At 64.4% G+C, this 25,752-nt stretch carries 25 protein-coding genes; 21 read left to right on the top strand and 4 right to left on the bottom strand.

The annotated features are described in order from the left end of the window. The first annotated feature begins 4 nt into the window (after positions 1-4). The 3 genes from clpP (at position 5) to lon (ending at position 4,767) form a co-directional block, all read left to right on the top strand. Entirely contained in the window at positions 5-658 is a 654-nt protein-coding gene (gene clpP / locus HV766_RS14780) for an ATP-dependent Clp endopeptidase proteolytic subunit ClpP (protein ID WP_054456095.1), read from the top strand. A 100-nt stretch (positions 659-758) separates the two neighbouring features. After that, positions 759-2,057 carry an ATP-dependent Clp protease ATP-binding subunit ClpX gene (clpX, locus tag HV766_RS14775; RefSeq protein ID WP_054456097.1) on the top strand — a complete coding sequence of 433 codons (1,299 nt, stop codon included), beginning with the start codon at positions 759-761 and terminating at the stop codon, positions 2,055-2,057. Positions 2,058-2,316: 259 nt separating this feature from the next. Continuing rightward, positions 2,317-4,767, top strand: a complete 2,451-nt coding sequence (gene lon / locus HV766_RS14770; protein ID WP_175181414.1) for an endopeptidase La — start codon at positions 2,317-2,319, stop codon at positions 4,765-4,767. 123 nt (positions 4,768-4,890) lie between these two features. On the opposite strand, the gene lexA is transcribed toward lon, so the two are convergent. Further along, positions 4,891-5,541 carry a transcriptional repressor LexA gene (gene lexA / locus HV766_RS14765; RefSeq protein WP_054456101.1) on the bottom strand — a complete coding sequence of 217 codons (651 nt, stop codon included), beginning with the start codon at positions 5,539-5,541 and terminating at the stop codon, positions 4,891-4,893. A 202-nt stretch (positions 5,542-5,743) separates the two neighbouring features. Further along, a complete protein-coding gene (locus tag HV766_RS14760) occupies positions 5,744-6,943 on the bottom strand; it encodes an amino acid aminotransferase (RefSeq protein ID WP_054456103.1) in 1,200 nt (399 codons plus the stop codon). Positions 6,944-7,018: 75 nt separating this feature from the next. On the opposite strand from HV766_RS14760, the gene uvrB reads away from it, so the two are divergent. From uvrB to HV766_RS14705, 11 genes are all read left to right on the top strand, one after another. After that, on the top strand, positions 7,019-9,139 hold the full coding sequence (gene uvrB, locus HV766_RS14755) for an excinuclease ABC subunit UvrB (RefSeq protein ID WP_225588755.1): 2,121 nt from the start codon (positions 7,019-7,021) through the stop codon (positions 9,137-9,139). A gap of 249 nt (positions 9,140-9,388) precedes the next feature. Continuing rightward, complete coding sequence (locus HV766_RS14750) at positions 9,389-9,880, top strand: low molecular weight protein-tyrosine-phosphatase (protein WP_006386176.1); 492 nt, start codon at positions 9,389-9,391, stop codon at positions 9,878-9,880. A 194-nt stretch (positions 9,881-10,074) separates the two neighbouring features. Continuing rightward, positions 10,075-10,617 carry a Fe-S cluster assembly transcriptional regulator IscR gene (gene iscR, locus HV766_RS14745; protein WP_054456107.1) on the top strand — a complete coding sequence of 181 codons (543 nt, stop codon included), beginning with the start codon at positions 10,075-10,077 and terminating at the stop codon, positions 10,615-10,617. 21 nt (positions 10,618-10,638) lie between these two features. Continuing rightward, positions 10,639-11,850, top strand: coding sequence for an IscS subfamily cysteine desulfurase (locus HV766_RS14740; RefSeq protein ID WP_054456109.1), 1,212 nt, complete (start codon positions 10,639-10,641; stop codon positions 11,848-11,850). A 33-nt stretch (positions 11,851-11,883) separates the two neighbouring features. Next, positions 11,884-12,291, top strand: a complete 408-nt coding sequence (gene iscU / locus HV766_RS14735) for a Fe-S cluster assembly scaffold IscU (protein ID WP_054456111.1) — start codon at positions 11,884-11,886, stop codon at positions 12,289-12,291. A 2-nt stretch (positions 12,292-12,293) separates the two neighbouring features. Beyond that, complete coding sequence (gene iscA, locus HV766_RS14730) at positions 12,294-12,617, top strand: iron-sulfur cluster assembly protein IscA (RefSeq protein ID WP_042794073.1); 324 nt, start codon at positions 12,294-12,296, stop codon at positions 12,615-12,617. Positions 12,618-12,620: 3 nt separating this feature from the next. Beyond that, positions 12,621-13,133 carry a Fe-S protein assembly co-chaperone HscB gene (gene hscB, locus HV766_RS14725; protein WP_054456112.1) on the top strand — a complete coding sequence of 171 codons (513 nt, stop codon included), beginning with the start codon at positions 12,621-12,623 and terminating at the stop codon, positions 13,131-13,133. Between the two features lie 72 nt (positions 13,134-13,205). Next, a complete protein-coding gene (hscA, locus tag HV766_RS14720) occupies positions 13,206-15,068 on the top strand; it encodes a Fe-S protein assembly chaperone HscA (protein ID WP_175181413.1) in 1,863 nt (620 codons plus the stop codon). A 9-nt stretch (positions 15,069-15,077) separates the two neighbouring features. Next, positions 15,078-15,419: an ISC system 2Fe-2S type ferredoxin gene (fdx, locus tag HV766_RS14715; protein WP_013394592.1), complete on the top strand. Its 342-nt coding sequence runs from the start codon at positions 15,078-15,080 to the stop codon at positions 15,417-15,419. Then, entirely contained in the window at positions 15,419-15,613 is a 195-nt protein-coding gene (gene iscX / locus HV766_RS14710) for a Fe-S cluster assembly protein IscX (protein ID WP_054456117.1), read from the top strand. The genes fdx and iscX overlap by 1 nt, the downstream gene beginning before the upstream one ends. 138 nt (positions 15,614-15,751) lie before the next feature. Then, entirely contained in the window at positions 15,752-16,636 is an 885-nt protein-coding gene (locus HV766_RS14705; RefSeq protein WP_054456119.1) for a methylglyoxal synthase, read from the top strand. Here the strand turns inward: HV766_RS14705 and HV766_RS14700 are convergent. Continuing rightward, a complete protein-coding gene (locus HV766_RS14700; RefSeq protein WP_054456121.1) occupies positions 16,629-17,588 on the bottom strand; it encodes a LysR family transcriptional regulator in 960 nt (319 codons plus the stop codon). The genes HV766_RS14705 and HV766_RS14700 overlap by 8 nt on opposite strands. A 126-nt stretch (positions 17,589-17,714) precedes the next feature. Here HV766_RS14700 and HV766_RS14695 point away from each other — a divergent pair, with 126 nt between their 5' ends. Genes HV766_RS14695 through HV766_RS14685 form a run of 3 tightly spaced genes read left to right on the top strand, consistent with a single transcriptional unit; the run spans position 17,715 to position 20,694 of the window. After that, the gene (locus HV766_RS14695; protein ID WP_175181412.1) at positions 17,715-18,689 is read left to right on the top strand and encodes a Bug family tripartite tricarboxylate transporter substrate binding protein; all 975 of its coding nucleotides are present in this window, start codon (positions 17,715-17,717) and stop codon (positions 18,687-18,689) included. 2 nt (positions 18,690-18,691) lie between these two features. Further along, the gene (locus HV766_RS14690) at positions 18,692-19,903 is read left to right on the top strand and encodes a CaiB/BaiF CoA transferase family protein (RefSeq protein WP_225590308.1); all 1,212 of its coding nucleotides are present in this window, start codon (positions 18,692-18,694) and stop codon (positions 19,901-19,903) included. A 14-nt stretch (positions 19,904-19,917) separates the two neighbouring features. Beyond that, positions 19,918-20,694, top strand: coding sequence for an enoyl-CoA hydratase/isomerase family protein (locus HV766_RS14685; RefSeq protein WP_119449353.1), 777 nt, complete (start codon positions 19,918-19,920; stop codon positions 20,692-20,694). Positions 20,695-20,730: 36 nt separating this feature from the next. On the opposite strand, the gene HV766_RS14680 is transcribed toward HV766_RS14685, so the two are convergent. Further along, a complete protein-coding gene (locus HV766_RS14680) occupies positions 20,731-21,534 on the bottom strand; it encodes an enoyl-CoA hydratase/isomerase family protein (protein ID WP_175181411.1) in 804 nt (267 codons plus the stop codon). Between the two features lie 230 nt (positions 21,535-21,764). Between HV766_RS14680 and HV766_RS14675 the strand changes: the two genes are divergently transcribed. From HV766_RS14675 to HV766_RS14660, 4 genes are read left to right on the top strand one after another with little or no spacing between them, the layout of a single operon-like run. Beyond that, positions 21,765-22,589: an ABC transporter ATP-binding protein gene (locus HV766_RS14675; protein ID WP_054456127.1), complete on the top strand. Its 825-nt coding sequence runs from the start codon at positions 21,765-21,767 to the stop codon at positions 22,587-22,589. After that, positions 22,589-23,467 carry a branched-chain amino acid ABC transporter permease gene (locus HV766_RS14670; RefSeq protein WP_175181410.1) on the top strand — a complete coding sequence of 293 codons (879 nt, stop codon included), beginning with the start codon at positions 22,589-22,591 and terminating at the stop codon, positions 23,465-23,467. Before HV766_RS14675 ends, HV766_RS14670 begins: the two co-directional genes overlap by 1 nt. Positions 23,468-23,470: 3 nt before the next feature. Then, positions 23,471-24,508, top strand: a complete 1,038-nt coding sequence (locus HV766_RS14665; RefSeq protein ID WP_175181409.1) for a branched-chain amino acid ABC transporter permease — start codon at positions 23,471-23,473, stop codon at positions 24,506-24,508. A 41-nt stretch (positions 24,509-24,549) separates the two neighbouring features. After that, positions 24,550-25,731, top strand: coding sequence for an ABC transporter substrate-binding protein (locus HV766_RS14660; protein WP_175181408.1), 1,182 nt, complete (start codon positions 24,550-24,552; stop codon positions 25,729-25,731). The last annotated feature ends 21 nt before the right edge of the window (positions 25,732-25,752 follow it).

Genomic DNA, 25,752 nt, shown 5'->3' with positions numbered 1-25,752 from the left:
CACTATGCAGAGATTCACCGATTTCTATGCGGCAATGAATGGCGGGTCTTCGGTGACCCCCACCGGCCTGGGCTACATTCCCATGGTGATCGAGCAGTCGGGGCGCGGCGAACGCGCCTACGACATCTATTCGCGTCTGCTCCGCGAGCGGCTCATTTTCCTGGTGGGTCCGGTCAATGACGCAACGGCCAACCTGGTCGTGGCGCAGTTGCTGTTCCTGGAATCGGAGAATCCTGACAAGGACATTTCCCTGTACATCAACTCGCCCGGCGGGTCGGTGTATGCGGGAATGGCCATCTTTGACACCATGCAATTCGTCAAGCCGGACGTGTCCACCCTTTGCACCGGCCTGGCGGCCAGCATGGGCGCGTTCCTGCTGGCGGCAGGCAAGAAGGGCAAGCGCTTCACGCTGCCCAACTCGCGCATCATGATCCACCAGCCCTCGGGCGGCGCCCAGGGGCAGGCTTCGGACATCCAGATCCAGGCTCGCGAGATCCTGGACCTGCGTGAACGCCTGAACCGCATCCTGGCCGACAATACCGGCCAGACCATGGAACGCATCGGCATAGACACGGAGCGTGACAACTTCATGTCGGCCGAAGATGCGGTATCGTATGGACTGGTGGACAAGGTTATGACCTCCCGCTCGGAAGGCTGACTTCCCGGTTGACCCGAACCCGCTGCCACCACGTTTGAGTAAGCGCATGCGCTAGGCCTTTAGCCGGCCTGGCGCATCTTTACCTGAGATACGAACATATATGCCTGAAAAAAAGGGATCGGCAGACGCAAAAGTGCTGCATTGCTCGTTTTGCAATAAAAGCCAGCATGAAGTCCGCAAGCTGATCGCGGGTCCGTCGGTATTCATCTGCGATGAATGCATAGATCTTTGCAACGACATCATCCGCGAGGAGGCGCAAGCCACCGCGCGCGCGGCGATTCGTTCCGAACTGCCCACTCCGGCTGAAATCAAGACCTTCCTCGACCAGTACGTCATTGGGCAGAACTCGCCCAAGCGCATGCTGGCCGTGGCCGTCTACAACCATTACAAGCGCATCCGCCACGGCGAGATCAAGGGCGACGAAGTCGAGCTCTCCAAGAGCAACATCATGCTGATCGGCCCCACCGGGTCGGGCAAGACGCTCCTGGCCCAGACGCTGGCGCGCATGCTGAACGTGCCCTTCGTCATGGCCGACGCCACCACGCTGACCGAGGCCGGTTACGTGGGCGAAGACGTCGAGAACATCATTCAGAAGTTGCTGCAGAACTGCAACTACGAAGTGGAAAAGGCGCAGCGCGCCATCATCTACATCGACGAAATCGACAAGATTTCCCGCAAGTCCGACAACCCGTCCATCACCCGCGACGTATCGGGCGAGGGCGTGCAGCAGGCCTTGCTGAAACTGATCGAAGGCACGGTCGCCTCGGTGCCCCCGCAGGGCGGCCGCAAGCACCCGAACCAGGACTTCGTCCAGGTCGACACGACCAACATCCTGTTCATCGTGGGCGGCGCCTTCGACGGACTGGAAAAGGTCATCCGCGACCGCACCGAGAAATCGGGCATCGGCTTTTCGGCCTCGGTGCGCGCCAAGTCGGAGCGCGGCGTGGGCGAACTGTTCTCCGAAGTCGAACCCGAAGACCTGATCAAGTTCGGCCTGATCCCCGAACTGGTTGGCCGTCTGCCGGTGGTCGCCACCCTGGACGAGCTGGACGAAGCGGCCCTGGTGCAAATCCTGACCGAGCCCAAGAACGCCTTGCTCAAGCAGTTCCAGAAGCTGTTCGCCATGGAAGGCGCCGAGCTCGACGTGCGTCCCGCCGCCCTGAAGGCGATCGCCCGCAAGGCGCTGCGCCGCAAGACGGGCGCGCGCGGTCTGCGTTCCATCATCGAGCAGGCCCTGCTCGACACCATGTATGACCTGCCTTCCCAGGGCAACGTCAAGCGCGTGGTGCTGGACGAGAACGCGATCGAAGGCGAGGGCAAGCCATTGCTCATCTACGCCGACGAGGACGCGGCTTCAGACAAGCCAGAGCGCGGAGAAGTCCGCGACGCCGCAGCCTGATATTTCAAAAAAGCCCGTTCCTGTAACGGGTTTTTTTGCCTAAGGCGCATTCCCGGGTGCAAACACGCTTTTCCTGCAGGCGCGACGCTTGCATACTGAGGGTGCCGCCCCGCGGTTTTTTTCAGCCTTTGGGGGATCCAGGCGCCGAGATCTTGAATTTTCGGCTATTGTTCCCATAACAGACGTAACCGACGTGGATTGTCCGGGTATACCCAGGCCTCCCGTCCCCGATACGCCGAGTCATACCGAGGAACCTCCTATGTCTGCCAGCCAGACCCTGCCTTCCGACCCGATCGACCTGCCCCTGCTTCCACTGCGCGATGTCGTGGTGTTTCCGCACATGGTCATCCCGCTGTTCGTCGGCCGTCCGCGCTCTATCCGCGCGCTCGAGGTTGCGATGGAAGCGGGCAAGAGCATCATGCTGGTGGCCCAGAAATCCGCCGGCAAGGATGATCCCACCCCCGAAGACGTCTACGAGATCGGCTGCGTAGCCGGCATCCTGCAGATGCTCAAGCTGCCCGACGGCACCGTCAAGGTGCTGGTCGAAGGCACCCAGCGCGCCCGCATCAACAGCATCGAAGATGCCGATTCGCATTTCACCTGCCAGGTGTCGCCGATCGAACCGGACGCCATGCAAGGCTCCGAGACCGAAGCCCTGCGCCGGGCCATCGTCGCGCAGTTCGAGCAGTACGTAAAACTGAACAAGAAGATCCCCCCGGAGATCCTGACCTCGCTGGCTGGCATCGATGATGCCGGACGCCTGGCCGACACGATCGCCGCGCATCTTCCCTTGAAGCTCGAGCAGAAGCAGAAGATGCTCGAGATCGTTGGCACCTCCGAGCGCCTCGAAGGTCTGCTCACGCAACTCGAAACCGAAATCGACATCCTCCAGGTCGAAAAGCGGATTCGCGGCCGCGTGAAGAAGCAGATGGAAAAGAGCCAGCGCGACTACTACCTGAATGAGCAGGTCAAGGCCATTCAGAAGGAGTTGGGCGAAGGCGAAGAGGGCGCGGACATCGAAGAGCTCGAAAAGAAGATCATCGCTGCCCATATGCCCAAAGAGGCGCGCAAGAAGGCCGATGCCGAGCTCAAAAAGCTCAAGCTCATGTCGCCCATGTCGGCCGAAGCCACCGTGGTGCGCAACTACATCGATACGCTCATCAACCTCCCCTGGAGGAAGAAGAGCAAGATCAACAATTCCATCAGCAACGCCGAAACGGTGCTGGACAATGACCACTACGGTCTGGAAAAGGTCAAGGAACGGATCCTGGAATACCTTGCCGTGCAACAGCGCGTGGACAAGGTGAAGGCGCCGATCCTGTGCCTGGTCGGCCCTCCGGGCGTGGGCAAGACGTCGCTCGGCCAATCCATCGCCAAGGCGACGAACCGCAAGTTCGTGCGCATGGCGCTGGGCGGCGTGCGCGACGAAGCCGAGATCCGTGGCCACCGTCGTACGTACATCGGCTCCATGCCGGGCAAGATCGTCCAGAACATGTCGAAGGTCGGCGTGCGCAATCCCTTGTTCCTGCTCGATGAAATCGACAAGCTGGGCATGGATTTCCGCGGCGATCCCTCGTCGGCGCTGCTCGAGGTGCTGGACCCGGAACAGAACCACACGTTCCAGGACCACTACATCGAAGTCGACTTCGACCTGTCCGACGTCATGTTCGTGGCTACCAGCAACACGCTGAACATTCCGCCGGCGCTGCTGGACCGCATGGAAGTGATCCGCCTGTCGGGTTACACCGAGGAAGAGAAGATCCACATCGCCCGCGACCATCTGCTGCCCAAGCTGATGAAGAACAACGGCGTGAAGGATAGCGAACTCACGGTCGACGACAGCGCGCTGCGCGACATCGTGCGCTACTACACCCGCGAAGCCGGTGTGCGTGCGCTCGAACGCGAAGTGGGCAAGATCTGCCGCAAGGTCATCAAGCAGTTGCTGACCCAGAGCGACCGCGCCAAGGCCGAAGGCAAGACCGCCGACGTCAAGCCGGTCAACGTCACGGGCGACAACCTGAGCGATTTCCTGGGCGTGCGCCGTTACGCCTTCGGCATGGCCGAAAAGGAAAACCAGATCGGTCAGGTGACGGGTCTGGCCTGGACGGAAGTTGGCGGCGACCTGCTGACGATCGAAGTCGCGGACATGCCGGGCAAGGGCGTCATCCAACGCACCGGTTCGCTGGGCGACGTGATGAAGGAGTCGGTCGAGGCGGCCCGCACCGTGGTGCGTTCCCGCGCCCGCCGTCTGGGCTTTGCCGACAGCGTCTTCGAAAAGCACGACATGCACGTGCACGTGCCGGAAGGCGCCACGCCCAAGGACGGTCCGTCCGCGGGTATCGCGATCACCACGGCCATGGTGTCGGCCTTGTCGCGCATTCCGGTGCGCGCCGATGTCGCCATGACCGGCGAGATCACGCTGCGCGGCGAAGTCCTGCCCATCGGCGGCCTGAAGGAAAAGCTGTTGGCGGCTCACCGTGGCGGTATCAAGACGGTCTTGATCCCGGAAGAAAACGTCAAGGATTTGGCGGAGATCCCGGACAACGTCAAGAACCACCTTGAGATCGTGCCGGTGCGCTGGATCGACAAGGTGCTGGAACTGGCGCTGGAGCGTCTGCCGGAGCCCCTGGCCGAGGAAGAAGCGGTCAAGGAACCCCTGGTGGCCAAGCCTGCCGAACCTGGTTCGACCGACCCGGTGCTCAAGCACTGATGGACACCGGGAGGGACGCCGCCGGTAAGCGGCGCCCCTTCTGGATAGCTTCCAACAAAAAACCCCGTCAATTTCTTGGCGGGGTTTTTTTCATGCCGCGCGCAAACGCGGGAGTAGTGGGGGCTAGTGCAGCGCGTGCGTGCGGATCAGGCCCACCGCGATGCCTTCCAACGCGAAATCCTGGCCGGCTTCGACCACGATGGGTTCGAAGTCGGGGTTTTCGGGCAGTAGTTCGATGTGGCCGTTTTGGCGCTGCAAGCGCTTGACCGTGACGTCGTCGCCCAGGCGGGCCACCACGATCTGGCCGTTGCGGGCTTCCGAGGCTTTCTTTACGGCGAGCAGGTCGCCTTCCAGGATGCCGGCGTCACGCATGCTCATGCCGCGCACCTTGAGCAGGTAGTCGGGCGTCTGGGCGAACAGGTTGGGATCGACGCCGACCTCGCGTTCGACGTGCTCGGCAGCCAGGATGGGGCTGCCCGCGGCCACGCGGCCGACCAGCGGCAGCAGCAACTGCGCCAGGCCCGGCATGGGCAGCGAGCTTTGCGTGGGAGCAGGGGAGGTGTCTTTCAGGCGGATGCCGCGGGACGCGCCGGCCGTCAGTTCGATGGCGCCCTTGCGGGCAAGCGCCTTGAGGTGATCTTCCGCCGCGTTGGGGGAACGGAAACCCAGGGCCAGGGCAATTTCGGCACGCGTCGGCGGGAAGCCGGTGCGAGTGACGGTCTGCCTGATGAGATCCAGGATTTGTTGTTGGCGATCAGTGAGTTTGCTGGCCATGGCGATGATCCGGTGCTAGCGGACTGTACATATATACAGCGCCATTCTGGGGGACGCAGCGCAAAAAAGCAAGCCGGTCCGGACCAAAAGAAGAAGCCGGTCCGGACCAAAAGAAAAAGCCGGTCCGGACCAAAAGAAAAACGGGACCCGAAGGTCCCGTTCCTGACGGCAGGCCCGCGTGGGCCTGTGCGCTGCAAATGGCTTACAGCACGGCCGCGATGCCCTTGGCGACCTTGTCGATGTTGCCGCTGTTCAGCGCGGCCACGCAGATGCGGCCGCTGGAGACGGCATACACGCCATGCTCTTCGCGCAGGCGATCCACTTGCGCCGCGGTCAGGCCCGAGTACGAGAACATGCCGCGCTGCTGCAGCACGAAACTGAAGTCCTGCTTGCCGCCGTGTTCCTTGATCTTGTCGACCAGTTGCTTGCGCATCAGGCGGATGCGGTCGCGCATGCCGGCGAGTTCCTCTTCCCACATCGCGAAGAGTTCAGGCGTGTTCAGTACCGTCGACACCACCGTGCCGCCATGGGTGGGCGGGTTGGAGTAGTTGGTGCGGATCACGCGCTTGAGCTGGCTCAGCACGCGGGTGGCTTCGTCCTTGCTGCCGGCGACGACCGTCAGCGCGCCGACGCGCTCGCCGTACAGCGAGAACGACTTCGAGAACGAGGAGCTGATGAACATGGTCAGGTCCAGATCGGCAAACATGCGCACGACCGAAGCGTCTTCGGTCAGGCCGTCGCCGAAGCCCTGGTAGGCGATGTCCAGGAACGGGACCAGATTGTTTTCCTTCACGACGGCCGCGATCTGCTTCCACTGGTCGGCGGTGGGGTCCACGCCGGTCGGGTTGTGGCAGCAGGCATGCAGCACGACGACGGTCTTGGCCGGCGCGGCCTTCAGGTCGGCCAGCATGGCATCGAAGTTCAGGCCGCGGGTGGCGGCGTCGTAGTACGAATAGGTACCGACTTCGAAGCCGGCGCGCTCGAACAGGGCGCGGTGGTTTTCCCAGCTGGGGTCGCTGATCAGGACCTTGGAGGTCGGCAGCAGCTGGCGCAGGAAGTCAGCGCCGATCTTCAGCGCGCCGGTGCCGCCCAGGGCCTGAGTGGTCAGCACGCGGCCGGCCGCGGCCAGCGCGGAATCCTTGCCCAGCAGCAGGGCTTGCGCGCCGTTGTTGTAACCGGCGATGCCTTCGATCGGCAGGTAGCCGCGGGCGGCGGCGGCTTCGATGCGGGCGGCTTCGGCCTTGCGGACCGCGCCCAGCAGGGGGATGCGACCCTGATCGTCGTAGTACACGCCCACGCCCAGATTGACTTTACCGGGACGCGTATCAGCGTTGTATTGTTCGTTCAGGCCAAGAATGGGGTCGCGCGGGGCGAGTTCGACGGAATCGAAAAGGGTGCTCATGGGAGTCTGATGAGGTGGGTGGACGCAGTACAGGCTGCTGTGGATAATGAGGGGTTTACCCTGGAAGAGTCTAGCATGCCTAAGAGCGCAATAGACCCGATTACGGCGGGGGCCGCAGCGAACCTGGCGGCCGATCCCGCGGCGGCATCGGCCGTGGCGGATCCGTCCGCGCCAGGCCCTGGATTCATCGATTTCCCGGGCAGCCCGTTCCATCTGTACCAACCCTATCCGCCGGCGGGCGATCAGCCCACCGCCATCGAGGGGTTGACCCAAGGGGTCGAAGACGGCCTGATGTTCCAGACGCTGTTGGGCGTGACGGGCTCCGGCAAGACCTACACCATGGCCAACGTCATCGCCCGCATGGGGCGCCCGGCGCTGGTACTGGCCCCCAATAAGACCCTGGCCGCCCAGCTGTACGCCGAAATGCGGGAGTTCTTCCCGAAGAACGCCGTCGAGTACTTCGTTTCGTACTACGACTACTACCAGCCCGAGGCGTACGTCCCCACGCGCGACCTGTTCATTGAAAAGGATTCGTCCATCAATGAGCACATCGAACAGATGCGGTTGTCGGCGACCAAGAGCCTGCTGGAACGCCGCGACACCATCATCGTGGGCACCGTGTCCTGCATCTACGGTATCGGCAACCCCGGCGACTACCACGCCATGGTGCTGATCCTGCGCGCCGGCGACCAGATCTCGCGCCGCGAGATCCTGGCCCGCCTGGTCGCCATGCAGTACACCCGCAATGACGCCGAGTTCACCCGCGGCGTCTTCCGGGTGCGTGGCGAGACCATCGACATCTTTCCGGCGGAAAGCCCGGAACTGGCGCTGCGCCTGACGCTGTTCGACGACGAGATCGAAAGCCTGGAGCTGTTCGATCCGCTGACCGGCCGCATCCGCCAGAAGCTGCCGCGTTTCACTGTCTACCCCGGTTCGCACTACGTCACGCCGCGCGACACCGTGCTGCGCGCCATCGAGACCATCAAGGAAGAGCTGCGCGAACGGGTCAAGCGCTTCGTCGACGACGGTCATCTGGTCGAAGCCCAGCGGCTGGAGCAGCGCACCCGTTTCGACCTGGAAATGCTGCAGGAGCTGGGCTTCTGCAAAGGCATCGAAAACTATTCCCGCCACCTGTCGGGCGCGGCGCCGGGCGAACCGCCGCCCACCCTCATCGACTACCTGCCGTCCGATGCGCTCATGTTCATCGACGAAAGCCACGTCACCATCGGCCAGTTGGGAGGCATGTACCGGGGCGACCGGGCGCGCAAGGAAACGCTGGTGCAGTACGGTTTCCGCCTGCCGTCGGCGCTGGACAACCGGCCGCTGAAGCTCGAGGAATTCGAGGCCCGGATGCGCCAGTGCGTGTTCGTGTCGGCCACGCCGGCCGCCTACGAGAAAGAGCACACCGACAATGTGGTGGAGCAGGTGGTCCGGCCTACGGGCCTGGTGGACCCGCTGGTCCAGGTCTTGCCCGCCCGTACCCAGGTCGACGATCTGCTCGGGCAGATCAAGGCGCGCGTGGCGCAAGCGGAGCGCGTGCTGGTCACCACCCTGACCAAGCGCATGGCGGAGGATCTCACCGACTTCCTCAGCGAGCATGGCGTGCGCGTGCGCTACCTGCATTCGGATATCGACACTGTCGAACGTGTCGAAATCATCCGCGACCTGCGTCTGGGCACCTTTGACGTGTTGGTGGGGATCAACCTGCTGCGCGAAGGGCTGGATATTCCCGAAGTGTCGCTGGTGGCGATCCTGGACGCCGACAAGGAAGGCTTCCTGCGTTCGGAGCGCAGCCTGATCCAGACCATCGGGCGCGCGGCGCGCAACCTCAATGGCCACGCCATCCTCTATGCGGACCGCATCACCGATTCAATGCAACGCGCCATGGAGGAAACCGAGAGGCGGCGTGCCAAGCAGCTGAAATTCAATGCCGACCATGGCATTACCGCCCGGGGCGTGCAAAAGGCCGTGCGGGAACTGATCGATGGCGTTGTCGCTCCAACCCAGCACGATGCGCTCGAGGCCGCGGTTCCGGCCGAGTTCCTGAAGGACGAAAAGGCCCTGGCTCGCGAGATCAAGCGCCTGGAAAAGCTGATGATGGATCATGCCCGAAACCTGGAGTTCGAACAGGCTGCCGCGGCGCGCGATGCGCTGACCGCGCTGAAGCAGCGCGTGCTGCTGGATGGGGCGGTGTAGCGGCGAAATCATGTCTGAATGTTTCTATATGCTGACAGGTAGCTGAATATGCCGGAAATCTGCTGCGTTGCAATCAGGCTGCCACGATTCGTCCGAATATCCGGATTCAGTGTTCACAGGCTGGATCCGGATTTCTTCCTAAGTAATTGATTTCATTGAATAAATATTGGGGTCATATTCGCCCGATCAGAATCCCGCAGACGCAAAAAAAGCTTGCCTTATCTCGGGTTTTCCCGCACACTTACTTCCATGATGACCAAGGTACTTTTCGTTTGCATGGGCAATATCTGTCGCTCGCCGAGCGCAGAGGGCGTGTTTCGCCATTTGGTGAACGACGCGGGTTTGGGCGATGTGGTTCGCATCGACTCCGCGGGCACGCACGCGTTTCACATCGGCGAGGCGCCTGATGCCCGGGCGCAGGCCGCAGCGCGCAAGCGCGGCTACGAGATCACGCACTGCGAAGCGCGTCAGGTCACCGCGGAAGATTTCCGCGATTTCGACCTGATCCTCGCCATGGACTGGGACAATCTGTCCGCCATGCAGCAGCAGTGCCCCAAGGCCTACCAGCACAAGCTGATGCTGCTGATGCGCTTTGCCAATGAGTTCGAAGAGGCCACCGTGCCCGATCCGTACTATGGCGGCGCCGATGGCTTCGGCAAGGTCCTGGACTACCTGGAAGACGCCTGTCAGGGCGTCCTCGAGCTGGTGCGCAAGCGCGCTACCCAGTACCAGGCGGCTTGATCCGCTTTTGCCGCAGGGCTGCCCGCCGGGCGGTTCTCGGAGGTGCTTGGCAGTAAAAGACCGCGCGAATGCGCGGTTTTTTCTAGCCGGGAGCCATACCAAATTAGTCGGGAATAGGCTATACTTGAGGCAATTACTCGGGTATTGACCGCTGGATTCGCCTGCGGCCATTGCCGAATCACTGGGAACCTACCATGCGGCTAACTACCAAGGGGCGTTTCGCCGTGACTGCCATGATCGATCTGGCTATGCGGCAGCATAGCGGTCCGGTCACTCTTGCGGCCATCAGCCAGCGTCAGAACATTTCGCTGTCCTATCTGGAACAGCTGTTCGGGAAACTGCGTCGCCACGAACTCGTGGACAGCGTGCGCGGCCCCGGGGGCGGCTACTCGCTCGCGCGCCTCGCCCGCAACGTTACCGTTGCCGACATCATCTTCGCCGTCGATGAACCCCTGGACGCCACCAGCTGCGGCGGCAAGCGGGACTGTACGAGCGGCAACGACGGCAAGCCGGGCAAGTGCATGACGCACGAACTCTGGGCTACGTTGAATCGCAAGATGGTGGATTACCTGGATTCGGTGTCCCTGCAGGATCTCGTCGATCAGCAGCGCGTGCGCCAATTGCAGGAAGCCAACAATCAAGCGCAGGCTTGCGCGGTGCGCGTGAACCGGGTGGGGGGCGCCAACAACGCCGCCAACGCCCCGGCCGCGACCGTCGCCGCCAACGCCACCGTATAAGCAGTATCAGGAGTTGTAGAAATGACCACCCGCCCGATCTATCTGGATTATTCCGCCACGACGCCCGTCGACCCCCGCGTCGTGGACAAGATGGTGCCCTGGCTGTACGACAACTTCGGCAACCCGGCATCCCGCAGCCATGCGTTTGGCTGGGAATCCGAGGAAGCCGTTGAACGCGCCCGCGAAGAAGTCGCCAAGCTGGTGAACGCCGATCCGCGCGAAATCGTCTGGACCTCCGGCGCCACCGAATCCAACAACCTGGCGATCAAGGGCGCTGCCAACTTCTACCAGGAACGCGGCAAGCACATCGTCACCGTCAAGACCGAGCACAAAGCCGTGCTGGACACCTGTCGCGAACTCGAGCGCCAGGGCTTCGAAGTGACCTACCTGGACGTCAAGGACAACGGCCTGATCGACCTGGACACCTTCAAGGCCGCGCTGCGCCCCGATACCGTGCTGGTGTCCGTGATGATGGTGAACAACGAAATCGGCGTGATCCAGGACGTGGCAACGCTGGGCGAGATCTGCCGCGAAAAGGGCATCATCTTCCACGTGGACGCCGCCCAGGCAACCGGCAAGGTGGAAATCGACCTGCAAAAGCTCAAGGTCGACCTGATGTCGTTCTCGGCTCACAAGACTTATGGCCCCAAGGGCATCGGCGCGCTGTACGTGCGCCGCAAGCCGCGCATCCGCATCGAAGCGCAGATGCACGGCGGCGGCCATGAGCGCGGTTTCCGCTCGGGCACGCTGGCCACGCACCAGATCGTCGGCATGGGCGAAGCTTTCCGCCTGGCCCGCGAAGAAATGGGCACCGAGAACGAGCGCATCCGCATGCTGCGCGACCGCCTGTGGGCGGGCCTGTCGCAGATCGAAGAGGTCTACCTCAACGGCGACATGGACCAACGCGTTCCGCACAACCTGAATGTCAGCTTCAATTATGTCGAAGGCGAGTCCCTGATCATGGCGATCAAGGAACTTGCCGTCTCCAGCGGCTCGGCCTGCACCTCGGCCAGCCTGGAACCGTCCTACGTGTTGCGCGCCCTAGGCCGCAACGACGAACTGGCGCACAGCTCGATCCGCTTCACGCTGGGCCGTTTCACGACCGAGAAGGAAGTGGACTACGCCATCGAGTTGCTCAAGAGCCGCGTTGGCAAGCTGCGCGATATGTCGCCGCTGTGGGAAATGGCCAAGGAAGGCATCGACCTGAACACCGTGCAGTGGGCTGCGCACTAAGCGCCCGCGCCTTGAAATTCGTGGAGAATTAACATGTCTTACAGCACCAAAGTCCTGGATCACTACGAAAACCCGCGCAACGTCGGTTCGTTCGACAAGTCGGACGAGTCGGTCGGCACCGGCATGGTCGGCGCACCCGCCTGTGGCGACGTGATGAAGCTGCAGATCAAGGTGAACGAAGCCGGCGTGATCGAAGACGCGCGCTTCAAGACCTACGGCTGCGGTTCGGCCATCGCTTCCAGCTCGCTCGTGACCGAATGGGTCAAGGGCAAGACGCTGGACGAGGCGATGAACATCCGCAACACGCAGATCGCCGAAGAACTGGCCCTGCCGCCCGTGAAGGTGCACTGTTCCATCCTGGCCGAAGACGCGATCAAGGCCGCGGTGCAGAACTACAAAGAAAAGCATTCGGCCCCGGCTGAAGCTGCTGTGGCGGGCTGAACATGTCCGTTACCCTGACCCAACAGGCTGCCACCCATATCGGCCGCTACTTGCAGAAGCGCGGAAAGGGTATCGGCTTGCGGCTCGGCGTTAGGACGACGGGCTGCTCCGGCATGGCCTACAAGCTCGAATACGTGGACGACGCGGCAGCGGAAGACGTGGTGTTCGAAAGCTTCGGCGTGAAGGTCTTCATTGACCCGAAAAGCCTGGCCTACCTGGACGGCACCGAACTCGACTACGCCCGCGAAGGCCTGAACGAAGGCTTCAAGTTCCGCAACCCCAACGAAAAGGCGACCTGCGGCTGCGGCGAGTCGTTCACGGTGTAAGTCTTGGCTGGAGACGATCACTTCGGCCTGTTCGGCTTGCCGGCGCGTTTCGATCTGGACGCCCAGGCGCTTGAGTCCGCGTGGCGCACCGTCGCGGCGCAGGTGCATCCCGACCGCTACGCCACTGCCAGCCCCGCGGAACGCCGCGTGGCCATGCAGTGGGCGGCTCGCGCCAACGAGGCCTACCGCCTGTTGCGCGATCCCTTGCTGCGGGCGCGCTACCTTTGCGAGCAGGCCGGCGTGGATCTGCAGACCGAGAGCAACACGGCCATGGACCCCGAGTTCCTGATGCAGCAGATGACGTGGCGCGAGATGCTGGACGACGCGCGCGACGACGCCGACGCCCTGGCGGCCTTGCAGGCGGAATTGCAGCAGGCGCGCGCTGCCATGCGCGCCACGCTGGCCCGTCTGCTGGACCAGGACCGCGACTACGCCGCGGCGGGGCTCAAGGTGCGGGAGTGGATGTTCGTGGAGAAGTTGGCGGAAGAACTGGCGCACGCCCAGCCCGCCGCATAGCCCAGGCCGCGCCGGGGCGTCCGCGAGACGGGCGCCGGCACAGCGCCGCCTACTGACCAAAAAAACAGAATCATGGCCTTATTGCAGATATCAGAGCCTGGCGAATCGCCCGCGCCTCACCAGCGCAAGCTGGCGGTCGGGATCGACCTGGGCACCACCAATTCCCTGGTCGCGGCCGTGCGCAGCAGCGTCGCCGAAGTGCTGAGGGACGAGCAAGGCCACGCCTTGCTGCCTTCCGCCGTGCGCTATTTCGCCGGCGGCAAGGTCACCACGGGGCGGGAACCGCTCGCGCAGCAGGCCGAAGATCCTCTGAATACCGTTGTGTCGGTCAAGCGTTTCATGGGCCGTTCGCTGGAAGAGGCGCGCGCCAGCCGCGCACCGTACGAATTCGTGGACGCGCCTGGCATGGTGCGCATCCGCACCGTCCAGGGCGACCTGAGCCCGGTTGAAGTGTCGGCGCAGATCCTGGCCGTCCTGCGCCAGCGCGCCGAGGACGTGCTGGGCGATGACCTGGTCGGCGCGGTCATCACGGTGCCTGCTTACTTCGATGACGCCCAGCGCCAGGCGACGCGAGACGCCGCGCGTCTGGCCGGCCTGAACGTGCTGCGCCTGCTGAACGAACCCACGGCGGCGGCCATTGCCTACGGCCTGGATAATGCCGCCGAAGGCGTGTATGCGGTGTACGACCTGGGCGGCGGAACGTTCGACGTTTCCATCTTGCGCCTGACCCAGGGCGTGTTCGAAGTCATCGCCACGGGCGGCGATACCGCCTTGGGCGGCGACGACTTCGATGCCTTGATCGTCGATCACGTGGTGGCCGGACTCGCTGCTGGCGAGTTTTCGCCGGCGGACCGCCGCCGCCTGCTGATGGCGGCGCGCGCTGCGCGCGAAGCCTTGTCGGACGCCGATGCGGCCAGCCTGAAGCTGGAATTGTCCGATGGCCGGACCGTGGACACGAACCTGACGCGGGCGGCATTTGAAGAACTGGCGCAGCCCCTGATCGTGCGCACGCTGGACTGCGCGCGCCGCGCCTTGCGCGACGCCTCGCTGACGCCAGCCGATGTGCGCGGCGTGGTGATGGTCGGCGGCGCCACGCGCATGCCGGTCGTGCGCGCTGCCGTGGGCAAGCTGTTCGGCACGCAACCGCTGACCGACCTCGATCCGGACCAGGTGGTGGCGCTGGGCGCCGCCTTGCAGGCCAATCTGCTGGCGGGCAACCGCGCTCCCGGCGAAGACTGGCTGTTGCTGGATGTGATCCCGCTGTCGCTGGGGCTGGAAACCATGGGCGGCCTGGTGGAGCGCATCATCCCGCGCAACAGCACGATTCCCGTGGCGCGCGCCCAGGAATTCACGACCTTCAAGGATGGCCAGACGGCCATGAGCATCCACGTGGTGCAAGGCGAACGCGACCTGGTCTCCGATTCGCGCTCGCTGGCGCGCTTTGAGCTGCGCGGCATTCCGCCCATGGTGGCCGGCGCAGCACGCATCCGCGTGACCTTCCAGGTGGACGCCGACGGCCTGCTGAGCGTGACCGCGCGCGAGCAGAGCAAGGGCGTCGAGGCCATGGTGTCGGTCAAGCCGTCCTATGGCCTGACCGACGACGAGATCGCGCAGATGCTGGCAGACAGCGTGGCGCAAGCCGACACCGATGCACGCGCCCGCATGTTGCGCGAGCAACAGGTGGACGCGCGCCAGTTGGTCGAGTCGGTGCAGGCCGCGCTGGCCGTCGATGGCGATCTGCTGGACGCCGAAGAACGCAAGCGCGTGGACGAATGCCTGCAGGCTGCCATCGCCGCCCAGGATGCGCAGGACGTGGACACAGTGAAGGACGCGGTCCAGGCCCTGTCGGCCGCGACCGATGATTTCGCTGCGCGCCGCATGGATCGCAGCATCCGCGCCGCGCTGGCGGGCCGCAAACTTGATGAGATTGCCTGATAACACGCTATGCCGAAACTGACTGTATTGCCTCATCCCGACTACTGCCCGGAAGGCGCCGTGATCGAAGACGCGCCCAAGGGCGTGTCGATCTGCCGCGTGCTGCTGGATAACCACATCGACATCGAACACGCATGCGAACTGTCGTGCGCCTGCACGACCTGTCACGTGGTGGTCAAGCAGGGCTATTCTTCGCTGGAAGACGCGACCGATGACGAAGAGGATCTGCTGGATAAGGCCTGGGGCTTGACCCCGACCTCGCGCCTGTCCTGCCAGGCGCTGGTGACGGACGCCGACCTGACGGTCGAGATCCCCAAATACACCATCAACCACGCCAAAGAGGGCCATTGATGAAGTGGACCGACACCTACCAGATCGCCGAGGCTCTGCTCGACGCGCATCCTGACGCGGACCCCAAGACGCTGCGCTTCGTGCAGCTGCGCGAATGGGTCCTGGCCTTGCCGGGCTTCAACGACGACCCCGCGCATTGCGGCGAGAAGATCCTGGAGGCCATCCAGATGGCCTGGATCGACGAGGCGGACTGATCGCCAAACCAGAAACGCTCCCTGCGGGGAGCGTTTTTGTTTTTGAGCGCGGCGGATCGGGGCCAAAGCTGCCGCGGCCATGCCCGCCACGGTATCATCAAGGATCTTCTTGTTGTCCCTACTTGCCTGAGTCCACCGATGCCCGCTGCCCAATTGCGCTTTGGCCTGGCCGCCAACCGGCTGCACCACGAAACTCCCGATGCCGCGCTGTTTACCTGGCTGCGCGCCTGTTCGGGCACGATACGCGAGCTGGGCGTGCAGTTGCACACCGTCGGCCGCACGCACGACGCGATCGTGCGCGAGGGCATGCTGCAGGGCTACGGCGGGTTGATCCGCTATCCGTACGGCCGCGAGGGCGGCCTGATGAAGCTGGTGGCCCGGGTGACGGAAGGGCGTGACGGGCAGGCGCCGTTCGACGGCGCGATCTATCTGATCGATCCCGTCGACCCGTCGTCGATTTTCCCGGAGGCGCTGGCGCTCAAGCGCCAGTGCATCACGCACGGCCGCCCGTTCATCTCGACGCTTGCCGGCGCCATCGAATGGATGGAAGTCGAACGCGTCCACGCCGGCTTGGCGCCGGACGTCTCGGCTTCGCGCCATTTCAACTTCACTGGCCAGACGGTGGCGCTGATTGCCCACGATGCGCTCAAGGACGAGATGGTGGCATTCGCCAGCGAGCATTTCGACGTGCTGTCGCAGTTTGCGCGGCGCGTCGCCACGGGCACCACCGGCGGCCGCTTGAACGAGCTGGCCTGGTCGCGCGGCTGGCCCAAGGATACGCCCTGGGTGCACCGCTACCTGAGCGGGCCGCTGGGCGGCGACGCCCAGATCGCGGAGCTGGTGCTGGAACACCAATGCCAGCGTGTGATCTTCTTCGAGGATCCGCATGTGGCGCGCCAGCACGAGGCCGACATCCAGCTGCTGGAACGCGCGGTGCGGGTGGTGACCGAGTCCGCGACCTGCGCGACTTCGCCGGTAGTGGCGCGGCGCTGGGCGCAGGCGGTGGAAAAGCGCGTCATCTAAGCCTGGCCCGGGTGGGCGGGTCGCCAGGCCGGGAGTCCGTAATGATGCGGCTGACCCGGTCGGCAACGGCGGACGCGGCCATGGACAATGGCAGGACATCGGACCTGCACAGGAACACAGGCCGCGCCAGGCGCGGCTTGACGATGCGATGCAGGAGGACCTCGCCGCGCGCGGCTTCCTGGTGCACCGCCGCGTAAGACAGGATGGTGTGCGCGATGCCAGCCTGCGCCAGTTCGATCAGTTGCGGAATGGCGTTGGCCTCGGCAATGACGCGGAATTCGGCGCGCTCCTGTTGCTGATAGTGGTCCAGCAGGCGGCGCAGGCTGTGCTGGCTGCCGGGCAATACCAGCGGCAATTCGGCGAGCGCGTGCAGATCCATGGCCGGCAGCGCATGTAGCGCGGCTGGGGCCGGCTTTTTGCGCGACTTGGCCGGCGGCGGCGAAACCACGACCAGTTCTTCATCTATCAGGTGCTGGAAGCGCAGGTCGACCGAGGCGTCGTCGCTGAACGTCAGTCCCAGGTCGGCATGGCCGGAACTGACGAAGCCCGGGATGTACCCGGTGCTGGATTCGATGATCTTCAGGTAGACGCCGGGCCAGTGTTCCAGGGAAAAGCGCAGGAGCGGCACAGTGAGCAGCTTGGCCATGGACATGGACATGGCCAGCGAGACGGTCCCGCGCGGTGCGCTGATGTCTTCGCGCACGTCGGCGCGCGCCGCGTCGATGCGGCCGAGAATCTCGCGTGCGTGCGCCAGCATGCGCGATCCCGCGGCCGTTGGCGTGACCCCGCGAGCGCTGCGATGCAACAGCACCACGCCCAGATCCTCTTCCAGATTGCGTATCAGCAGGCTTAGCGCGGGCTGCGCGACGTGCAGCGCGGCCGCGGCGCGGCTGATCGATCCGGTGGAGACCACGGCGACAAAGCATTGCATCGCGCGGATTGACATCGACATGCGTAAACCTCGTGCAGGCAGGCCATCACAAATTTATTATGGCCTGCATATTTAAACGGTATTTCTAATATATCAAGACGCTTCGCATAATGGACGCCATCCCTCTAAGAACACAACGGAGACATCATGGCGTTCCAAAGAATTCTTGCCGCTTGTGCGACTGCGGCGGCGCTGTCCGGCCCGGCGTGGGCCGATACCTGGCCTGCCAAGCCCATTACGTTGGTCGTGCCGTTTTCGGCCGGCGGTCCGACTGATTTCATCGCGCGTCTGGTGGCCGAGCCTCTGGCGCGCGAATTGGGACAGCAGGTCATCGTGCAGAACAAACCGGGCGCCAGCGGCAATGTCGGCTACCAAAGCGTGCTGAACGGTCCCGCGGATGGCTACACGCTGATGCACAACACGGTGGCCATGCAGGCCATCAATCCGCTGATGTACCCGAGCGCGAAGATGGCGCCGCTGCAGGACTATGTGCCGGTCGGCACGACGGGCGCCATGCCCAATCTGCTGGTGGTCAATCCCGAGCGCACGCCGGTCAAGACCCTGGCCGAGCTGGTCCAGCGCGGCCGCGACATGAAGAACGGGCTCAGCTATGCCACCTTCGGTCCGGGCAGTTCGCCGCATGTCTATGGCGCGTCGTTGCAGCAGCTTGCGGGCTTTCAGGCCGTGGGCGTGGCTTACAAGGGCAGCGCGAACGCCGTGACCGACGTTATCGGCGGACAGGTCGATTTCCTGTTCGACAGCATGTCGACCAGCCTCGGCCAGGTGCACGGCGGCAGGCTGAGGGCCCTGGCGATTACCGCCGCCGAGCGTTCGCCCTTGCTGCCGGACGTGCCCACGCTGAAGGAAGCGGGCTATCCCAGCCTGGATCTCAAGTTCTGGTTCTCCCTGCAGACTCCCGCGGGCACTCCGCCGGACGTGGTGCGGAAGCTGCGCGAGGCCGTGGCCCGGGTGGTCGCGAGCGATGCCTACCGCAAGGCGATGCAGGAGCGCGGCGCAGAGGCTTTCCAGGTCGCCCCCGCCGAACTGGATGCGTTCTTCAAGCGTGAAACCGCGCAATGGACCCAGGCCGCGCAAACCATCGGCCTGAAGGGCGAGCAGTAATCATGTCGACTGAAGCACGCATGACGCCGTTGAAGAACATCACCGTCCTGGACCTGAGCAAGGTGCTGGCCGGGCCGCTATGCGGCCAGTATCTGGGCGAGTTGGGCGCGCGGGTGATCAAGGTCGAACCCGTGGGCAAGGGCGACGATACGCGCGCCTGGCTGCCGCAGGATGCCGGCCAATCCGCGACTTTCCTGGCGGTGAACCACAACAAGCGCAGCCTGGCTGTGGATCTCAAGACGCCGGCAGGGCGCGCCGTGGTGCACCGCCTCGCGCAACAGTCGGATGTGGTGTTGCAGGGTTTTGGCGGCAAGACCGCCGCGCGCCTGGGCGTGGATTACGAGACGCTCAGCGGGCTCAATCCCCGTTTGGTGTACTGCGAGATATCGGGCTATGGTCGCGAGGGCCCGATGGGCGAGGAGCCGGGCTACGACGTCATGCTGCAGGCCTTCAGCGGCATGATCAGCACCATGGGCGAGCCGGACGGAAATTTCGCGCGCGCCAGCTTCTCGCCTGTGGACCTGGGCACGGGCTCGTTCGCGCTGAGCGGGATTCTGGCCGCGCTGCTGGAGCGCAGCCAGACCGGCAAGGGCCAGTATCTGGACGTTTCCCTATTGGACACCTCGCTCGGCCTGATGTCGTACATGGCGCAGAACTACTGGCGCACCGGCCAGATTCCGCGCCGCATGGGCACGGGCCATCCGGCCATGTGTCCTTATCAGGCATTTCGCGCGGCCGATGGCGACATCATGCTGGGCGTGGGGAACGATGCGCAATGGCAGCGTTTCTGCGCGGTCGCGGGACTGCAGGACCATGTCGATGCGCCCCAATTCGCGACCAACGCCGACCGGGTCCGCCATTTCGCCGAGACGGTCGCGCTGGTCCAGGCGCGCATGCAGACGCGCAGCGTGGCGCAATGGCTGGATGCGCTCAAGCCCGCGGGCATCGCTTGTTCCGCCATCCACACGCTGGACGAGGCGCTGGCGCATCCGCAGGTCGCTGCGCGCGAACTGATCGTCAAGAGTGAGCACAAGGTGCTGGGCGAGGTCCGCAACGTCGGCCTGCCGATACGGTTCGGCCGCCAGCCTCGCCAGGCTGCGCTGCCGGCGCCGGTGCTGGGTGAGCACACTCGCGAAGTCCTGGCCGAGCTGGGCTACGCGCAAGCTGAAATCGAAGCGCTGCTGGCGTCGGGCAGCGTGCAAACCCATTCCTGAATGCGAGAAGACAGATGACATTCCTGCGCTATGAAGTCCGCGATCGTATTGCGGAAATCCATATGTGCCATGCGCCCGTCAATGCTCTGGACGAGGACATGCTGGACGCGCTGATCGCCGCGCTGGAACGGGCCAATGCCGATCCCGCGGTGCGCGCCGTGCTGTTGGCCAGCGATTTGCCTGGGCGCTTCTGCGCCGGGCTGGACATGAAGAAGTTGCTGGACAGCTCGCCGGCGCGGATCCACGCGCTGTTGTCCAAGCTGTATATCAAGCTCTACGACACGCAGTTCAACCTGACGAAGCCTTCAATCTCGGTGGTGTCGGGCGCAGTGCGCGGCGGCGGCATGACGGTGGCCATTTCCAGCGACCTGGTGGTGGCCGCGGACACCGCCACTTTCGGCTATCCGGAAATCGATGTCGGCGTCTTGCCGGCGATACATTACGTGCATTTGCCGGGCGTCGTGGGCAAGCACCGGGCGTTCGACCTGCTGTTCACCGGGCGCATCTTCGATGCGCAGGAGGCGCACGGGCTGGGGCTGGTGGCGCGCGTTGCGCCCACGGCGGAATTGCTGGAGCAGGCCCGCCTGCTGGCGCGCTCGCTGGCGGACAAGCCGCCGCAAGTCCTGGCCTTGGGGCGGCGCGCTTTCGTCTACAGCAATGACAACGAGTACCGGCGCAGGGTTGCAACGGCGGTAGAGGTGTTCTGCAACTCAGCCGCTACGTCCGAGGCGCGCGAGGGCCTGAGCGCCTTCGTGCAAAAGCGCGCGCCCGACTGGAGCGGGCTGCGGTGAGGCGGGGTGGAGCCGCCGCCAGACGTACCTCCGGGCCTATTCGCCCTTGAACTGCGGCGTCCGCTTCTCGCGGAATGCCCGTACGCCTTCCGCGAAGTCCGTGCGCGAGGCGCTGTCCAGAAAGCGCGCGGTTTCCTCGGCCAGTTGGGTTTCCAGCGTGGCGTGTTCGGCCGAGCGCAGCAGGTCCTTGGCCCCCGCGATGCCGTGCGGTGCGTGGCGGGCAATCTCTTGCGCGTAGGTTTGCGCGGCTTGCGCGAGTTCTCCGGTTGGGGCGGTGCGGGTGACGATGCCCCAGGCCAGCGCGTCGCTGGCGGGGAACGGGTCATGGCGCAATAGCAAGTCCAGCGCGCGACGGGCGCCCAGCACCCGCGTGAGACCGTGGGTCATGCCGGCGTCGGGAGTCGCTCCAAGCTTGAGGTAGGCCGTCATGAAGCGGGCGTCGGCGTCGGCGATGGCCAGGTCGCAGGCCAAGACCAGCGACAGGCCCGCACCCGCGGCAATGCCGTGGACCTGGGCAATCCAGATCTTGTCCATGCGGGCGATGCGCGCAATGAAGTCGTTCAATGGCGTGAACAGGTCCAGCAGCGTGGCGCGCACCAACGCGGGTTCGCCCGTGAACATACTGATGTCGCCGCCCGCGCAGAAAGTCTTGCCCGTCGCGCGCAGCAGCACGACGCGGATTTCATCGCGCGCTTCCAGCCATTGCGCGGCCCGTTGCAAGTCCTGCGCCATCGCCACGTCGATGGCGTTCAGCGCGTCGGGGCGGTTCAGCGTCACGGTCGCGATCGCGCCGTCGGTTTCCAGAAACAGCGTCTGGAAGGCGGGGTGTTCTTGGGTCATGGCGAGTCTCCGTTATCGGGTAAGTACCAACTGTCGATCCAAAAACCGCGATGCTATGGTCTGAACCGAGCGCTTGCTTGGTTTTCTTTTAAGCACGCTTAGCGTAACGCATAGAACGATTTTCCGGCGCTGTACTGGCGTAGGTAAAGACAGGTTCGTTGCATCTCCTGCCTCGCGGGTTCGCCAGACCAACGTCGATAAAAACTTCGCATGTAAAGGCGAGGAGACAAATGGTGGATCAGTCCGACAGCCCTCCCTTGCTGGAGGTGGATGGGGTCACGCTGGCGTTCGGCGGGGTCAAGGCGCTTACCGGTGTGGGCTTTCGCGTGGAGTCCGGCTCCATCACCACGGTCATCGGCCCCAATGGCGCGGGCAAGACCTCGCTGTTCAACACCATTTCCGGCTTCTACCGCCCCGCATCCGGGCAGATCCGCTTCCAGGGTCGCGACATCACGCGCGTGGCGGCGCCCGAACGCGCCCGGCTGGGCCTGGCGCGCAGCTTCCAGAACATTGCGCTGTTCCGCGGCATGACGGTGCTGGACAACATCAAGCTGGGCCGCCACGCCCACCTGCGGACCAATGTGTTGGATGCCTTGCTGTATTTCGGGCGGGCGCGCCGCGAAGAGATGGCGCTGCGCGCCGACATCGAAGAACGCATCATCGACTTTCTGGAGATCGACCACATCCGCCACGCGCCGGTGGCCGCGCTGTCCTACGGCCTGCAAAAGCGGGTGGAGCTGGCGCGGGCGCTGGCCATGAATCCCAAGGTGCTGATGCTGGACGAACCGGTGGCGGGCATGAACCGCGAAGAGACGGACGACATGGCGCGCTTCATTCTGGACGCGCGCTCAGAATGGGGCGTGACGGTGCTGATGGTCGAGCATGACATGGGCATGGTGATGGACCTGTCGGACCACGTGGTGGTGCTGAACTTCGGCCAAGTCATTGCCGATGGCACGCCGGCGCAGGTGCAGGCAGACCCGCAGGTCATCCAGGCTTATCTGGGCGCGGGCGACGTCGGCGATCTGCGACGGCGCCTGCGGGAGGCGGCCTGATGGACATGCTGTTCTTCCTGGAAGTCACGCTGGCCGGGCTGGGCAGCGGTGGGCTTTATGCGCTGGCGGCGCTGGCCTTCGTCATCGTCTACAAGGCGACCCGGGTGGTGAACATCGCCATCGGCGAATTCCTGATGCTGGGCGCCTACGTGTTCTATGCCTTTGCCACCGGCATGGAATGGCCTATCTGGCTGGCCATCGTGGGCGCGGTGATGGTGTCGGGCGCGCTGGGGGCGCTGGTCGAGCGGCTGACCATCCGTCCCATGCTGGGCGAAGCGCCGATCTCGGTATTCATGATCACGGTGGGGCTGGCGTCGATCCTGGTGGGCGTGGTCGAACTGATCTGGACGGCGGACCAGCGCCGCCTGCCGGAATTCATGCCGCGCTCGCCGGTGATGATAGGCGAGGCCTTCGTCGCGCCCAAGGTGTTCTACGGCTTCTGGGTGGCGGTAGTGCTGGCGCTGCTGGTGCTGGTGGTGTTCCGCTACTGGCGCGGCGGGGTGGCGCTGCGGGCCACGGCTTCGGACCAGGGCGCGGCTTACGCCATGGGCATCAACGTGCCGCGCGTGTTTTCGCTGGCCTGGGTGGCGGCGGGCGCGCTGGCCGCGGTGTCGGGCGTGATCGTGGGCGCGATCGGCGGCATCTCCTCGTCGATGGGCGTGTTCGGCCTGTCGGTGCTGGTGGTGGTCATCGTGGGCGGGCTGGACAGCGTGGCGGGCGCCCTGGTGGGCGGCGTGTTCATCGGCCTGCTGGAAGCCTGGGCCGGCGCCTACATGGGCGGCGAATACAAATTGCTGGCCACTTTCATCGTGCTGGTGGTGGTGCTGATGGTCAGGCCCTATGGCCTGTTCGGCACCCGTGAAATCGAGAGGCTCTGACCGATGCGCATCGCGACTGCCAAGCAGACTTATCTTGCGGACGAAGCGCTGTTCGACACCCGTACGCAGAAGGCGTGGCTGGTATTGCTGGCTGCGTCCCTGGTCATGTTTCCCTTCGTGGCGGATGCCTACTGGCTGTACCTGGCCTGCCTGGTGGCGATCAACGTCGCCAGCGCCACGGGACTGAATATCCTCACGGGCTATACCGGCCTGGTCAGCCTGGGGCAGGCCGCCTTCATGGGACTGGGGGCGTACACGGTCGCGGTGCTGGAGCAGCGGCTGGGCACGCCGGTGCTGCTCAATCTGGTCGCCGGAGGGCTGGTGGCGATGGCGGGCGGCCTGCTGGTCGGCATTCCGTCCTTGCGAGTGAAGGGCCTGTACCTGGCCATCGCCACGATCGCCGCGTCGTTCATCGCGCATTTCATCTTCGCCAACTGGCAGTTCACGGGTGGCACGACCGGCCTGCAGGTGCCGCCGGCGCGGGTGCTGGGCGTGGACCTGGATACCTCGTTCAAGATCTACTGGCTGATCGTGCCGGTGACGGCGCTGATGGTGCTGGGGGCGGCCAACCTGTTCCGCACGCGCATCGGGCGCGCCTTCATCGCCATACGCGACCGCGACATTTCGGCCGAGGTGCTGGGCATACGCCTGCTGCGCTACAAGCTGCTGTCGTTCGGCCTGTCTTCGTTCTATGCCGGCGTGGCGGGCGGCATGTGGGCCTATTTCTTCCGGGTGGTCACGCCCGAGAGCTTCCCGCTGATCATGTCGATCTTCTTCCTGGCGGCCATCATCGTGGGCGGCATGGGCACGATCCTAGGGTCCATCCTGGGCGCCATCTTCATGACCATGGTGCCGGAACTGCTCAAGCTGATCGTGGGCTGGCTGCCGGTGGGCGGCGACGCGCTGCGCCTGATTTCGCCGGTGCGCACCATTGTTTTCGGCCTGCTGATCGTGGGCTTTCTGATCTTCGAGCCGCACGGGCTCGCGGAAATCTGGCGGCGCGTGCGCCGCTACTTCCACCTCTGGCCTTTCCGTACCTAGCCATGGCGGCGGCCATCCATAAGACCCTCAGGAGACTAACCATGAAGCGCATCCGGATCGGCAGCGGTTTATCGAGGTTGTTGGCCCCGCTGGGCCTGGCGGCGGCCCTGTCGGCGGCGCCCGCCGCGCAGGCGGCCGAGGACCTGGTGCTGGGCGGCTCCATCCCGCTGAGCGGGGTGTTCGCCTTCGCCGGGCAGGGCATCCACGCCGGCATCACCGACTACGTGAAGATCGTCAACGACCAGGGCGGGGTAAAGGGCCGCAAGCTGCGCTACGTGCCGGAAGACACCGCCTACAAGGTGGACGCGTCGGTGGCGGCCTTCAAGAAGATCACCAGCCAGAACAAGGTGAACTTCTACTACGGCGACTCGACAGGCTTCTCCAAGACCATCAACGCCGAGCTGAACCGCACGGGCGACATCCTGATGACAGGCGCGTCCTTTGCCACCGAACTCAACGATCCGGCCAAGTACCCGGCCCAGTTCATGCTGGGACCTGACTACACGGAAATGTTCGGCATACTGCTGCGCTATATCGCCAAGGAACAGCCGGGCGCCAAGGTGGCTTTCGTGTATTCGGACACGGAGTTCGGCCGCGATCCCATCGCCAGCTCGCGCGCGGTGGCGGAAAAGCTGGGCCTGAAGGTCGCGACCGAGATCATGACGCCGCCGGGCAGCGTGGACGTGTCGACCGAGGTCATCAAGCTGCGCCGCGCCGATCCGGACTACACCATCTTCCACGGCTACGTGCTGGCGCCGATTCCCGAATTCGTGGGGCAGGGCAAGCGCATGGGCCTGAAGACGCGCTACATGGGCACGTTCTGGACCATGGACAACTCCACCGTGATGCAGATGGGAGAGGATGCCGAAGGCTTCATGGGCGTGATGCCGTACCGCTACTACTACGACACGGCGACCGACGCGCCGATGCTGAAGAAGATCCGCGAAATGCGCCCGCAGTACCAGAGCACCGGCTACATGCAGGGCTTCCTGGCCGCCATGCTGTTCACCGAGGTCGCCAAGCGCACGCTGGACGCCGGCAAGGAACTGACCAGCGCCAACATGAAGGCGGCGCTGGACGGCATCAAGGACTTCGACACGGGCGGCCTGATCGGCGTGCCGATCTCGATCAAGGGCAACTCCATCCCGGTGGGCCGGATCTATCGCGCCGATGTGAAGCAGAAGCAGATGGTGCCGGCATCCGACTGGATCGTGCTGAAGTGAGGCGGCTGTGAACCCTGGACA

Source organism: Achromobacter aegrifaciens, assembly GCF_902859735.1.
Classification (GTDB): domain Bacteria; phylum Pseudomonadota; class Gammaproteobacteria; order Burkholderiales; family Burkholderiaceae_B; genus Achromobacter; species Achromobacter aegrifaciens.
The sequence above is the reverse complement of the archived record's forward strand: the minus strand, read 5'-3'. Positions and strand labels throughout refer to the sequence as shown.

Coding starts and splice junctions, on each gene's coding strand:
- HV766_RS14675 (WP_054456127.1), top strand. CDS start 21,765: ATGGTGGATCAGTCCGACAGCCCTCCCTTGCTGGAGGTGGATGGGGTC.
- HV766_RS14660 (WP_175181408.1), top strand. CDS start 24,550: ATGAAGCGCATCCGGATCGGCAGCGGTTTATCGAGGTTGTTGGCCCCG.
- HV766_RS14740 (WP_054456109.1), top strand. CDS start 10,639: ATGACCACCCGCCCGATCTATCTGGATTATTCCGCCACGACGCCCGTC.
- clpX (WP_054456097.1), top strand. CDS start 759: ATGCCTGAAAAAAAGGGATCGGCAGACGCAAAAGTGCTGCATTGCTCG.
- HV766_RS14695 (WP_175181412.1), top strand. CDS start 17,715: ATGGCGTTCCAAAGAATTCTTGCCGCTTGTGCGACTGCGGCGGCGCTG.
- lon (WP_175181414.1), top strand. CDS start 2,317: ATGTCTGCCAGCCAGACCCTGCCTTCCGACCCGATCGACCTGCCCCTG.
- iscA (WP_042794073.1), top strand. CDS start 12,294: ATGTCCGTTACCCTGACCCAACAGGCTGCCACCCATATCGGCCGCTAC.
- HV766_RS14670 (WP_175181410.1), top strand. CDS start 22,589: ATGGACATGCTGTTCTTCCTGGAAGTCACGCTGGCCGGGCTGGGCAGC.
- hscA (WP_175181413.1), top strand. CDS start 13,206: ATGGCCTTATTGCAGATATCAGAGCCTGGCGAATCGCCCGCGCCTCAC.
- fdx (WP_013394592.1), top strand. CDS start 15,078: ATGCCGAAACTGACTGTATTGCCTCATCCCGACTACTGCCCGGAAGGC.
- HV766_RS14680 (WP_175181411.1), bottom strand. CDS start 21,534: ATGACCCAAGAACACCCCGCCTTCCAGACGCTGTTTCTGGAAACCGAC.
- HV766_RS14705 (WP_054456119.1), top strand. CDS start 15,752: ATGCCCGCTGCCCAATTGCGCTTTGGCCTGGCCGCCAACCGGCTGCAC.
- HV766_RS14760 (WP_054456103.1), bottom strand. CDS start 6,943: ATGAGCACCCTTTTCGATTCCGTCGAACTCGCCCCGCGCGACCCCATT.
- HV766_RS14700 (WP_054456121.1), bottom strand. CDS start 17,588: ATGTCGATGTCAATCCGCGCGATGCAATGCTTTGTCGCCGTGGTCTCC.
- iscX (WP_054456117.1), top strand. CDS start 15,419: ATGAAGTGGACCGACACCTACCAGATCGCCGAGGCTCTGCTCGACGCG.
- HV766_RS14685 (WP_119449353.1), top strand. CDS start 19,918: ATGACATTCCTGCGCTATGAAGTCCGCGATCGTATTGCGGAAATCCAT.
- HV766_RS14665 (WP_175181409.1), top strand. CDS start 23,471: ATGCGCATCGCGACTGCCAAGCAGACTTATCTTGCGGACGAAGCGCTG.
- HV766_RS14750 (WP_006386176.1), top strand. CDS start 9,389: ATGATGACCAAGGTACTTTTCGTTTGCATGGGCAATATCTGTCGCTCG.
- iscR (WP_054456107.1), top strand. CDS start 10,075: ATGCGGCTAACTACCAAGGGGCGTTTCGCCGTGACTGCCATGATCGAT.
- uvrB (WP_225588755.1), top strand. CDS start 7,019: ATGCCTAAGAGCGCAATAGACCCGATTACGGCGGGGGCCGCAGCGAAC.
- clpP (WP_054456095.1), top strand. CDS start 5: ATGCAGAGATTCACCGATTTCTATGCGGCAATGAATGGCGGGTCTTCG.
- lexA (WP_054456101.1), bottom strand. CDS start 5,541: ATGGCCAGCAAACTCACTGATCGCCAACAACAAATCCTGGATCTCATC.
- iscU (WP_054456111.1), top strand. CDS start 11,884: ATGTCTTACAGCACCAAAGTCCTGGATCACTACGAAAACCCGCGCAAC.
- HV766_RS14690 (WP_225590308.1), top strand. CDS start 18,692: ATGTCGACTGAAGCACGCATGACGCCGTTGAAGAACATCACCGTCCTG.